Annotated in this window: 12 protein-coding genes; all 12 read left to right on the top strand. The window is 44.0% G+C overall.

The window, feature by feature from the left end:
* Positions 1-3 precede the first annotated feature (3 nt).
* Positions 4-864, top strand: a complete 861-nt coding sequence (gene nikC, locus BLHYD_RS08295) for a nickel transporter permease (RefSeq protein WP_005945649.1) — start codon at positions 4-6, stop codon at positions 862-864.
* Positions 865-868: 4 nt separating this feature from the next.
* A complete protein-coding gene (locus BLHYD_RS08290; RefSeq protein WP_242648369.1) occupies positions 869-1,636 on the top strand; it encodes an ABC transporter ATP-binding protein in 768 nt (255 codons plus the stop codon).
* Between the two features lie 13 nt (positions 1,637-1,649).
* Positions 1,650-2,627: an oligopeptide/dipeptide ABC transporter ATP-binding protein gene (locus BLHYD_RS08285; RefSeq protein ID WP_040350277.1), complete on the top strand. Its 978-nt coding sequence runs from the start codon at positions 1,650-1,652 to the stop codon at positions 2,625-2,627.
* 14 nt (positions 2,628-2,641) lie between these two features.
* On the top strand, positions 2,642-4,231 hold the full coding sequence (locus BLHYD_RS08280; RefSeq protein ID WP_005945646.1) for a nickel ABC transporter substrate-binding protein: 1,590 nt from the start codon (positions 2,642-2,644) through the stop codon (positions 4,229-4,231).
* 325 nt (positions 4,232-4,556) lie between these two features.
* Positions 4,557-4,769 carry a FeoA family protein gene (locus tag BLHYD_RS08275; protein ID WP_005945644.1) on the top strand — a complete coding sequence of 71 codons (213 nt, stop codon included), beginning with the start codon at positions 4,557-4,559 and terminating at the stop codon, positions 4,767-4,769.
* An 88-nt stretch (positions 4,770-4,857) separates the two neighbouring features.
* Positions 4,858-6,873 (top strand): ferrous iron transport protein B, encoded by a 2,016-nt coding sequence (gene feoB / locus BLHYD_RS08270; RefSeq protein WP_021845782.1) that lies wholly within the window; start codon positions 4,858-4,860, stop codon positions 6,871-6,873.
* Positions 6,874-6,951: 78 nt separating this feature from the next.
* Positions 6,952-7,212, top strand: a complete 261-nt coding sequence (locus tag BLHYD_RS08265) for a FeoB-associated Cys-rich membrane protein (RefSeq protein WP_005945642.1) — start codon at positions 6,952-6,954, stop codon at positions 7,210-7,212.
* 134 nt (positions 7,213-7,346) lie between these two features.
* Complete coding sequence (locus BLHYD_RS08260; protein WP_242648368.1) at positions 7,347-8,120, top strand: YoaK family protein; 774 nt, start codon at positions 7,347-7,349, stop codon at positions 8,118-8,120.
* Positions 8,121-8,238: 118 nt separating this feature from the next.
* Positions 8,239-10,104 carry a TIGR03960 family B12-binding radical SAM protein gene (locus BLHYD_RS08255; protein ID WP_005945630.1) on the top strand — a complete coding sequence of 622 codons (1,866 nt, stop codon included), beginning with the start codon at positions 8,239-8,241 and terminating at the stop codon, positions 10,102-10,104.
* A complete protein-coding gene (locus tag BLHYD_RS08250) occupies positions 10,088-10,798 on the top strand; it encodes a TIGR03936 family radical SAM-associated protein (protein ID WP_005945628.1) in 711 nt (236 codons plus the stop codon). Before BLHYD_RS08255 ends, BLHYD_RS08250 begins: the two co-directional genes overlap by 17 nt.
* Positions 10,791-12,002 carry a ribonuclease E/G gene (locus BLHYD_RS08245; RefSeq protein WP_021845785.1) on the top strand — a complete coding sequence of 404 codons (1,212 nt, stop codon included), beginning with the start codon at positions 10,791-10,793 and terminating at the stop codon, positions 12,000-12,002. Before BLHYD_RS08250 ends, BLHYD_RS08245 begins: the two co-directional genes overlap by 8 nt.
* Positions 11,996-12,361, top strand: a complete 366-nt coding sequence (locus BLHYD_RS08240) for a VOC family protein (RefSeq protein WP_005945624.1) — start codon at positions 11,996-11,998, stop codon at positions 12,359-12,361. The genes BLHYD_RS08245 and BLHYD_RS08240 overlap by 7 nt, the downstream gene beginning before the upstream one ends.
* Positions 12,362-12,386 lie beyond the last annotated feature (25 nt).

Genomic DNA, 12,386 nt, shown 5'->3' with positions numbered 1-12,386 from the left:
CAGATGAAAAAGAAAGTAAAAGAGCTTGAAAAGAATGGTGTCTTCCATAGTCAATGGAGTGCGTTGATGAGTCAGACACGTTCGAAAATAGGTCTGGCAATCGTTCTGCTTTTTGTCGCGGCAGCAGTTTTTGCGCCGCTGATTGCCCCCAATGATCCACTTCTGGTAGATGTTTCTCACAAACTGGAAGGCCCAAGCAGCACTTATTGGTTGGGAACCGATCAGCTGGGACGCTGTATCGCATCTCGTTTGCTTTGGGGAGGACGAAATTCTCTTCTTTACGGCGCGATTGTATTGGTGATTACACTGTTGGTTGGTGTTCCCATCGGTTTGATCTCCGGCTATGTGGGTGGAAAAACAGACCTATTTTTTATGAGAGTGATTGATATTTTTATGGCGATGCCAAGTTTTATTGTCGCGTTGGCCATTGCCGGTACACTGGGGGCTAGTGGAAAAAATCTGGTTTTGTCTATGTCTTTTGTCTATTGGGCAGGATATGCAAGGCTTTCCCGGGCATTGACCATTCAGGTGAAAGAACAGAACTATATGATGGCCCTAAAAGCAGGAGGGTGCGGCCACACACGCATTATTTTCAGACATGTTCTCAGAAACATTGCCCCTTCCATCATCGCTCTGGCCACAATGGAAATCGGAACTATTATCTTGGCTATTGCCGGATTTTCTTTTATCGGACTTGGCGTACAGCCGCCTACACCGGAGTGGGGAATTATGCTAAGCGACAGTAAGAATTTCATTCAGACGTTTCCGCAGTTGATGATTTATCCGGGAATCGTAATTGTGATCGTTGTAATGGCTTTTAATTTACTGGGAGAGGGAATGAAAAATGGAATGGCAGGAGAATAAAACTTTGAAAATTCAAAATCTGCGAGTGGATTTTCTGACAAAAACAGGGACCATACAAGCTGTCAAAGGAGTGAATTTAACGGTCCCAAAAGGGAAAATTACTGCACTGGTGGGAGAGAGCGGCAGCGGAAAGTCTGTAACTTCTCTGGCTGTGCTGGGGCTACTGCCTCGAAACGGAAAAATCGTGGAAGGAGAGATCACAGCGGAAGGAATGGAGTTTGGAAAGCTCTCCAAAGAACAGAAAAAGAGATGGAACGGTAGTACTGTGGGGATGATTTTTCAAGACCCCAGTGCTTCTTTAAATCCCCTCTATACTGTGGGAAACCAGATCACTGAGGGAATTCGGCAGCGGCAGAAAATGAAAAAGGAAGAAGCGGAAAAATTAGCTTTATCTTATCTGAAAGCAGTCAAACTTCCAAATCCGAAGCAGCTTATGAAGAAATATCCGTTTGAGCTAAGCGGCGGGATGTGTCAGCGGGTAATGATTGCAATAGCCATGGCGTTGAAGCCCAAATACTTGATAGCAGACGAGCCTACCACTGCCTTGGACGTGACGGTTCAAAGGCAGATTCTCTCGGAAATTTATCGGATGAGCCGAGAACAAAAAATGGGAATCCTGTTTATCACTCATGACCTTGGAGTCGTGGCTGAGATTGCAGATCAGGTCTACATTATGCAAGTTGGAGAGATCGTGGAAGCTGCTCCGGTAGATGAGATTTTTCACAGACCAACCCATCCGTACACGAAAAAGCTGTTAAGTGCTATTTTGTAAAGGAGACAGACAAATGGAATTTTTATTGGAGACAGATCATCTAAAAAAATATTATGGAAAAGAAACGGCATCGAAAGGTAGCAGAAATTCCATAGTAAAAGCTGTAGACGGAGTCTCTTTAAAGATCGAAAAAGGAAGATCTTTGGCACTGATCGGAGAGAGCGGCAGCGGAAAGACCACATTTGGAAAACTGGTAGCTGGTCTGGAAAAACCTTCCGAGGGAACCATTTCTTTTTTGGGCAAGGAAGTACAGAATTTAAAAGAGCGGGACTTTCGGCCATTCAGAAGAGAACTACAGATGATTTTTCAGAGCAGCAATGGCGTCTTTGACCCCACTTATACCATTGGGGAAAGCATTCGGGAAGTCATGCAAAATTATATGCCGATGTCTCCAGCAGAATACGAGGATGCCATTGACGAGATCTTGGAAAAAGTGGGATTGGAGCCAGCGATGAAACATCGGTACGTAAGCCAGTTAAGTGGAGGACAGTGTCAGCGGGCCAATATTGCCAGAGCTTTGGTACTGCGTCCTAAATTGGTCATCTGTGATGAACCGGTATCCAGCCTGGATTTTTCTATTCGAAAGCAGATTTTAAATCTGTTAAATGATATGCAAGAGGAGTTCGGTCTTACTTATTTGCTAATCACCCATGATTTGTCAAACGTTCCTTATGTGTGCAAAGCAGTAGCCATTATGTATCAGGGAAAAGTGGTAGAGTACATAGACCGAACAGACTGTATTTGGCAGCTTGCCTTCCACCCTTATACGAAACTGCTGTTTCAATCCATCCCGGCTACGGATCCTCGTAAAAGAAAAATCGGAATGAATGACACAGAGCTGCACATCTCTGAAACCGCTGCGGTACAGGGCTGCTGTTATCAAAACCGCTGCAGTTTATGCACGAAAAAATGTAAAATAGAGGAACCGGAGTTGGTATTGGCAGGAGACGAACATTGGGTCGCCTGTCACCATTTCGAAAACATGAAATAGAGGAGAAATGAAAAATGAAGAAAAGAATTGTACAATTATTTTTGACTTTGACTGTAGTCGGCGCTACATTGCTGACGGCAGGATGCGGAAAAAAAGAACAAACTGCTGCACAAGGAGACTCAGACGGGCAAAAAGTCATCACTGCCTTAGTCTCATCTGATTTGAAGCCGGAAGAAGCAGATACCATATCTGGGATTAACGAAGATTTCCGTCTGTTTGAGATGGTTTTTGATCCGTTGGTGAGGTACGGAGAAGGTGGCGAGATTGAACCAGCTCTGGCAGAATCCTGGGAAATCAGTGAAGATGGAAAATCCTATACCTTTCATCTGAGAAAAGATGTAAAATTTTCTGATGGTACTAAATTTAATGCTGACAATGTAATTTTTAACGCTTCACGTTGGGATGAGAAGCAAACATTCTCAGCAAAATTGCTAGATGTAAAAAAAGTTGACGATTACACGGTCACCTTTGAGTTTGACCAGGTGGCATATCCTTGTCTGATCGAATTTACATACCCCAGACCTTACCGGATGCTTGGAGAAAACGGAGTAGACGAAGAAGGAAACTTCAAAGAGATGATTGGTACTGGCCAATGGATGATAGAGAGCTATAAGACCAACCAGGAGGTAGTTCTGGTTCCGAATCCCAATTACTATGCAGACGCACCGAAGGTAGATAAAGTTGTTTTAAAATTAGTCGACGACGGACAGGCCAGAACGATGGCACTCCAAAGCGGTGAGGTGGACATCTGCCTTGCGGATCTTCCCACTGAGAGCTGGCCTGTAATTGAACAAGATGAAAATTTAGAAGAATTTGAAGCGCATGCCACTCAGACCTACTATCTGATTCTCAATTATGAAAATGAATTCCTGAAAGATGAAAAAGTTCGCCAGGCCTTAAATTATGGGATCGACAAGAACGGACTTGTAAATGACCTTCTGGATGGGGATGGCACACCGGCAAAAGGGTTGTTTCCAGATAATACGCCCTACGTGACAGATGAAAATAGCCCCGGATACACTTATGAACCTGAAAAAGCAAAAGAACTGTTAAAAGAAGCCGGATATGAAGATACAGACGGAGATGGAATCGTAGAAAAAGGCGGAAAGAAGCTGTCCTTGCGTCTGGTCTTCCAAACAGAAGAATACGCTAACTGGAAAACGATCTGCGAATATCTGCAGTCAGAATACGAAAAAATCGGTGTGGAGATCGAGCTAAATCAGATGGAATCTGCCGCATATTACGACGCGATCTGGTCTACCCGGGATTACGATATGATTATGTACCGTTCTTATGAAGATTCCTGGAATCCTCACGGATTTTTGAGCAGCATGTTCTATCAGACAGAAGGGAATCCAGCTGTGTGCTGGTATGATGAACAGATCAGTACACAAATTGGGCAGGTTTTACAGACTTTAGACGAGAATAAGCGCACTGAATTATACGATTCTATTTTAGGCAGAATGGACGAACAGGCAGTGACAGTTCCTCTTTACTATCCCAGAAAAGTATATGTCTACAATAAGAATCGCCTTACGGGTATTGAAGAGGCTTCCACTTCCTATGAAGCAATTCATTGGGGAACCGTGGATGTACTTTCTTAAATTTTACCTTATGAAACCCTCTGCCATGTGCAGAGGGTTTTTACTTTCTCAACAACACAAAGTCCTCCTGGAGCCAAGCGGAAAAATTATCAACTGCTCCAATTATTCTCTGAACTCTAAAGAAATAAAAAAGTATAAAATATTTTAAATGAAACTCTTGACGAATACTTAAAGTTATTATATACTAACTTACCGTAAGGAGATGTTATTTTCCAGAAAAAGAGCATATCGTGCATTTCCAGTGCTAGTTGATAAATACAGTATATTGAGTGGATTATTCAAAGTAAGATAATAAGCGTAGGAACATGGTAAGGAGAATTGAAAAATGAATTTGTTGGATGCCAAAGAAGGAGAAGAATATATCATAAAGAGCATTTTGTCAAACGATGAAGAATTGGAAGCCTTTTTGTTTTCTCTTGGGTGTTACAGCGGTGAACCGATTACTGTAGTTTCCCGAATGAAGGGCGGCTGTGTTGTTTCGATCAAAGACGCCAGATATAACATTGATACTGATTTAGCGAAAGCTATTTCAATATAAGTAACAGTGATTTAGTTCGCTGTTTTTTTGCAAAACAGGTTAGTGAAGAATAACTTCATAAGACCAAATGAAGGAGGAGATTGTTGCTATGAGAATTGCTTTTGCTGGAAATCCAAACAGTGGAAAGACAACCATGTACAACGCGCTGACAGGCAGAAATGAACGTGTTGGAAACTGGGCCGGCGTTACGGTGGAGCGGAAGGAAAGTCTTATTAAAAAAGGGTATTATGACGGAACACAAGAGGTGGTCGCAGTGGATTTGCCAGGTGCATATTCCATGTCGCCCTTTACTTCAGAGGAGAGTATTACTAGCAGCTATGTGAAAAAGGAAAATCCAGATGTGATTATCAATATCGTGGACGCTACAAACCTGAGCCGAAGCCTTTTTTTCACCACACAGCTTTTGGAACTTGGAATTCCGGTAGTGGTTGCCTTAAATAAAAGTGATATTACAGAAAAGAAACAGACTCAAATTGATGTAAAGCGTCTATCTGAGAAATTAGGGTGCCCAGTTGTCAAGACGATATCTACGTCTTCCGGCCATGAAGGACTGAAAGAAGCTGTCAGCCAGGCCGTATCTCTGAAAGGAAAAGGACAGAAGGCGCCTTATGTTCAGGCTGATATCGACTTGAAGGATAAAGACGCAGTAGAAGCTGCTGATAGAAAACGATTCGATTTCGTCAACAGTATTGTAAAAGATGTTGAGAAGAGAAAAGTTCTGACAAAAGACAGAAACGCCCAGGATAAAATTGATGATATCATCACCCACAAGATTATCGGTATTCCGATCTTCGTAGCTGTTATTGTTCTGGTGTTTTACATATCCCAATCTACTCTGGGTACTTGGATTGCAGACTGGCTGGTAGGTTGGATTGAAACCTTCCAAGGCTGGGTAGGCGGATTACTGGAAAATGCAAATCCATTCCTGTACGCACTTCTGGTAGATGGTATCATCGGCGGTGTCGGTGCGGTAGTTGGCTTCCTGCCGTTGGTAATGGTAATGTATTTCCTGATCGCATTGTTGGAAGACTGTGGTTATATGGCACGTGCTACTGTTGTGCTGGACCCGATTTTCAAGAGAGTTGGTCTTTCCGGTAAATCCGTAATTCCAATGGTAATCGGTACCGGTTGCGCGATTCCTGGAGTTATGGCTTCCCGTACTATCCGTAACGAGAGAGAACGGCGAACCACTGCGATGCTGACTCCTTTTATGCCCTGTGGTGCTAAGCTTCCTGTAATCGCGTTGTTTGCAGGTGCATTTTTTGCAGATTCCGTTTGGGTAGGTCCTGCCATGTATTTAGTGGGCATCGTTTTGATCTTGCTGGGCGCTTTGCTAGTGAAGAAAATTACCGGTCAGAAATACCGTAAATCTTTCTTCATTATCGAACTTCCCGAGTATAAAGTTCCGAGTTTGAAAAGAGCTACATTTTCCATGTTGGAACGAGGGAAAGCTTACATTATCAAAGCAGGAACCATCATTTTGGTCTGCAACACAGTTGTACAGATCATGCAGAGCTTCAACTGGCAGTTCCAGTTGGTGGAGGAAGGCGCAGAGGGAACCTCTATTCTCGCCTCTATCGCTCACCCGTTCTCTATCCTGTTTATCCCTCTGGGATTCGGTGTATGGCAGTTGGCAGCAGCGGCTATCACTGGCTTTATCGCGAAAGAGAATGTAGTCGGTACTCTGGCTGTTGTATATGGCGTTACTAGCTTAATTGATACTGACGAATTGGCCTTGGTAGGCAGCGGAAATGAAGTTGCTACTATTATGGGACTTACCAAAGCAGCAGCACTGGCTTACTTGATGTTTAACCTTTATACACCCCCTTGTTTTGCTGCTCTTGGAGCGATGAACTCTGAGATGCAAAGTAAGAAATGGCTATGGGGTGGCATCTGCCTTCAGTTGGGAACCGGTTATACAGTGGCATTTTTTGTATACCAGATTGGTACTCTGATTACAACGGGTTCCCTCGGAACTGCATTTGTTCCCGGACTGATTGCAGTCGCTGTACTGGCAGTGATTTTGATAGTAATTATTCGCAGATCTGACCATAAATTTGCGACAGAATATAGCCTGCATGCAAGTGCAGCCACACAGAAATAAATAATAGACGGCAGGCAGAATCTAATATTCTTGTCTGCCGTTATTTTGCTATAGAAAATAGACGAAGGAGAACAGAATATGGAGAATTTTATTGTGATTGTTGTACTGGCATTGATCGTTGGAGCTGCGACTGCTTATCTCGTGAAGGCCAGAAAAAGTGGAATAAAGTGTATCGGCTGTCCATCCGGTGCAAACTGTCCCAATAACCCCAAAAGCTGCAAAAAGACTAACGTTTCTCATACATGCGGCATACAAAGCAGTGAACATTGCAAAACTTTTGGAAGTGACTGTATATCTTGTAAAGATCAGGAGGAGTCTAAAAGAAAAAACAACAGTTGATACAATTCCATTTAAGATTTATAATAAAGATAATGTCCATGAAAGATCTGCATTTTAGCAGATCTTTCATAAAATTCTGAAAAAGTAATGTTTGTGTAGGTAAAATCCAAACCTATGCAGAAGGAGACTCTGGTGTGACCAAACAAATGAAAAAAGCTGTGTCTGCGGACTCTAATACAGATAAAGCAAAAAAAAATCAACACTATTATTTGATCTGTGAACGGAAATGGCTCTATTTTGTCTTGATTGCCGTGGCAGGGTTTTGGGGAGCTTTTACTTATCTGCTCCGGGGGGATGTCTTTTGCAATGCGCAGACGGGAAATGTAGTTCTAATGGGAATGGCCTTAGGAACCGGGCATTGGATGGAAGGACTCTATTATCTCATTCCAATATCGGCGTATATGCTGGGGGCTTTTGTATCTGAGCTGCTGCCAAATCCCATTAAACACCGGCTTTTGGTACGGTGGGACACTTTGTTGATTTTAATTGAGATGGCGGTTGTTTTAGGCATCGGTTTCCTTCCAGAAAGCGCACCTGTGCAAATATCGCAGGTAGCCATTAACTTTATTGCTTCTATGCAGTATAATACTTTCCGTCAGGCGGAGGGAATTCCGGTGGCAACCACTTTTGCCACAAATCATATCCGTCAAATCGGCATTGGCCTTGCAAAGGAAATTCGTCATCGGCACACTGATGAAAAATCTCATCGGATTAAGCTGAAAATGCATCTGAAAATGCTGTTTTTTTTCGCTGTAGGCTGTATCGCAGGAGCTTTCCTATCCAATCATTTTCTGGGAAAAGCTATCTGGGCGACGCTACTCCCACTTGCCTTCGTTTTCTGTGTTCTACTTTATGCAGATCTTGTGGCGGAAAAATCCCGAATAGAAGAAAAACCTGCTGGCCATTGAGAGTCGAGCTTGCAGTTCTCATCTAAAATGTATATAATATTGAAGATTCTGTCCAGCTCTTGGAGCTTGACGAGATAAACTTCAAAAAGAAACTCTTTCAACAACGGAAAGGAAAACTATGAGAAAATTAGCTTTGAGTGATGAAATATTATTGCAGGTGGAAAATCCCGCCCGTTATATCGGTGGTGAGATCAATGCAGTGATGAAGAATCCAGATCAGGTGAAAATCAGGTTTGCAATGACATTTCCGGACGTCTATGAAATCGGCATGTCTCATCTGGGAATGCAGATTCTTTATCATATGTTTAATCAACGTCCGGATGTCTGGTGCGAGAGGGTATTTTCTCCCTGGACAGATTTGGACAAAATTATGAGACAGCAACGGATTCCTTTGTTCGCTCTGGAATCCCAAGACCCTGTCAGAGACTTTGATTTTCTGGGAATTACGATTCAGTACGAGATGTGCTACACTAATATTTTGCAGCTTTTGGATTTGAGCCAAATTCCTTTGTCTGCTGCAGATCGTGACGATACCTGTCCCATCGTCATCGGTGGAGGGCCTTGTGTGTACAATCCGGAGCCCATCGCAGAATTTTTTGACTTATTCTATATCGGAGAGGGAGAGACTTCTTACGACGCACTTTTGAATCTTTACATTCAAAATAAAGCAGAGGGAGCCGGGCGCAGAGAATTTTTGCAAAAAGCTGCGTCTATCCCCGGAATTTATGTGCCCTCGCTCTATGAGGTTCGTTACCATTCGGATGGAACTTTGGCTGCTTTTACCCCAAGCTTTCCTGGTATCCCTGAAAAAGTTGAGAAACAGGTGGTCATGGAGCTGAATAACTCAGCCTATCCTACAAAACCAGTTGTGCCATTTATCAAGGCGACCCAGGACCGGGTGACTCTGGAAATCCAGCGAGGCTGCATCCGTGGCTGCCGTTTCTGCCAGGCAGGGATGATCTATCGTCCCACCCGCGAAAAAGACGTGGAACGTCTGAAAGAATACGCGCGTCAGATGCTGGAGAATACCGGATACGATGAGATTTCTCTGAGTTCTCTTAGTTCCAGTGACTACTCCCAGCTCAAAGAATTGGTCAATTTCCTGATTGATGAGTTTAAAAGTCAGGGAGTTAACATCTCTTTGCCTTCTCTTAGAATTGATGCTTTTGCCCTGGATGTTATGAGCAAAGTACAGGATATCCGAAAGAGCAGCCTGACCTTTGCTCCGGAAGCCGGTTCACAGAGACTGCGGGATGTCATTAACAAAGGGCTGACTGAGGAGGCCATCCTGCAAGGGGCTAAGAGTGCGTTTCAGGGAGGGTGGAACAAAGTAAAGCTCTACTTTATGCTGGGTCTACCCACTGAGACGGAAGAGGACATGAAAGGAATCGCTCATCTGGCAGAAAAAATAGCTGAAGAGTACTATGAGATTCCCAAACCGCAAAGAAATGGAAAAGTGCAAATCACCGTCAGCACCTCTTTTTTCGTTCCGAAACCATTCACCCCCTTTCAGTGGGCGCCGATGTTCACCCAGGAACAGTTCGTGGAAAAAGCAAAGGTTGTCAAAGGAGAAATCAGAGCTCAGCTAAACCAGCGGAGTATCCGCTACAATTGGCATGAGGCTGATGTGACAATCCTGGAAGGATTCTTAGCCAGAGGCGATCGGCGTGCAGCCCAGGTAATCCGCTGTGCCTATGAAAAAGGAGCTCTGTACGATGCCTGGTCAGAGACCTTCCGGATGGATTTGTGGCTAGAAGCCTTCTCTCAGACTGGAATCTCTCTGGATTTCTATACCCTTCGCCCACGAAAGACAGAAGAACTTTTGCCATGGGATTTCATTGACGCCGGAGTTACAAAAGAATTTTTAATTCGAGAGTGGGAGCGGGCAAGAGAGGAAAAAGTAACTCCGAATTGCAGAATGCGCTGTTCCGGCTGCGGAGCCAAACGTTATCAAGGAGGTGTCTGTTATGAAGGTCAGAATTAAATTTTCCAAAGAGGGAAGTCTAAAATTCATCGGACATCTCGACACGATGCGCTATTTCCAGAAAGCGCTTCGCAGGGCAAAACTGCCGGTAGCTTACAGTGAGGGCTTCAGTCCGCATATCATTATGTCCTTTGCGGCTCCTCTGGGTGTGGGGATTACTAGCAGTGGGGAATACTTTGATGTTCAATTTACCCAAGAGATGTCCACTACTGAAATCAGCCAACGTCTCAATGCTACTATGGCTGAGGGAATACGGGTAATTTGTACCAGAAAGGTGGAAGACGGAAAGGCCAGCAAAGCAATGTCCCTGGTGGAAGCCGCCGATTATCTGGTAACATTTCATTCTGGTAAAGAACCTGAAATGGATTGGAAACGTCAAGTGGAAACATTCTGCGGTCAGGAGCAGATTTTAGTCACCAAGAAAACAAAACGCAGTGAGAAAGAAGTAGATATCCGCCCTTTCATCTACGAGATGAGGGTAGAAGATGACGGCCTATTTCTGCGTTTGGCAGCGGCCAGCCGGAATTACACGAAACCGGAGTTGGTTATGGACACCTTTTTAAAAAGCCTTGGCATTTTGCCGAACCCTTTTTCCTACCAGGTACACCGCTGTGAGATTTATGCTGACCGGTCAGAATCCTCAGAGTGCCATCTCTTCGTCCCTCTGGCCGACTTAGGAGAAGAAATTGAGTAGATTACTGTTTACAAAAATGAAAATTCATGAAGTTCCCTGTCTTGTCAGCGCCCTGGAAGAAGCTGGGAAGATATTAGAACTGAACTTTGTGAGAGAACAAAAAAAGAGTATTTTGGGAAATATCTATGTGGGGCAGGTGCAAAATCTAGTGTCAAACATTCAGGCTGCTTTTATACAGATTCAAAATGGCCTTCCCTGTTACTATTCTCTGAGGGAACAAGACACTGCCATCTATGCCCAGGAGCGCACCCATGAAAAACTGGTTCCCGGCGATCAGGTATTGGTTCAGGTATCAAGAGAAGCCATGAAAGGAAAAGCCCCCAGTGTGACTACAAGGCTGAATTTCACAGGGACTTATCTGGTGCTCACCACAGATAGCAGAAAAATTGCGTTTTCCTCCAAACTTGACGCAGACTCCAAAGAGAGGCTGGGAGCGCTACTTTCACCTCTGTTGGATGGAACATTTGGAATGATTGTGAGAACCAATGCGAAAGAAGGGACGCCAGAACAGATTCTTCAAGAATTTAGAGAGCTGAAAACCAGACTAGAACGGGTCTTGTCTCAGGGCAAAAACCGTCGCTGTTTCAGTCTGTTGGACGAAGCGGAGCCTTTCTGTCCAAAGATTTTGCACAATACCTACACCGAAGGTTTAGAAGAAATTGTCACCGATGACCCGCAGATTTATCTCAATCTCCAAGAGCTTTTGCACATGGAGAGAACTCTGGATATAAGCTTGCTGAGGTTCTATGAGGATTCTCTGCTGCCGCTGTATAAGCTGTACAGGTTGGAAACTGCCCTAGAGGAAATCGCCAGTGAGAAGGTATGGCTAAAAAGCGGGGGATATCTAGTGATTCAGCAGACGGAGGCTTTCGTGTCCATCGACGTCAATTCCGGCAAATTCGCGGGAAAGAAAAAAGCCGAGGAAACTTACCGCAAAATCAATCTGGAAGCCGCGGCACAGATCGCCCGTCAACTGCGCCTTCGCAACTTGTCAGGAATCATTCTGATCGATTTTATCAATATGGACAATTCGGACCACAAGGAGGAGCTGCTCCATGTACTTCAAAAATATCTGCGCAAAGATCCGGTAAAGGGCGTCGTCGTAGATATGACAAAACTCAATATTGTAGAAGTAACCAGAAAAAAAGTACGGCGTCCTCTTTTTGAGGACTTGTCTGAATTACGGGAGGAAACAGTATGTTAAGCTTTAACCATTTTAATTTCAACGTTTTGGATTTAAACAGAAGTCTGGAATTTTACAAAGATGCCCTGGGTCTTCTCCCAGTGAGAGAAAAAAATGCGGAGGATGCGTCTTTTAAATTGGTCTATTTGGGGGACGGACATTCCGAATTCACACTGGAGTTAACTTGGCTGAGAGATCGAACGAAACCCTATGACTTAGGAGAGCAGGAATTTCATCTGGCCTTTACCACCGATGAATACGAGGCTTTCCACGAACGCCACAAAGCGATGGGATGTATTGCTTTTGAGAATCCTGCCATGGGGATTTATTTTATCACGGACCCTGACGGCTATTGGATTGAAATCGTTCCTGAAAAATAAAACGTATTGTGTAACTATTCAGCCA

This window comes from Blautia hydrogenotrophica DSM 10507, from assembly GCF_034356035.1.
GTDB lineage: Bacteria > Bacillota > Clostridia > Lachnospirales > Lachnospiraceae > Blautia_A > Blautia_A hydrogenotrophica.
This window is presented reverse-complemented; position numbering and strand designations above follow the sequence as displayed.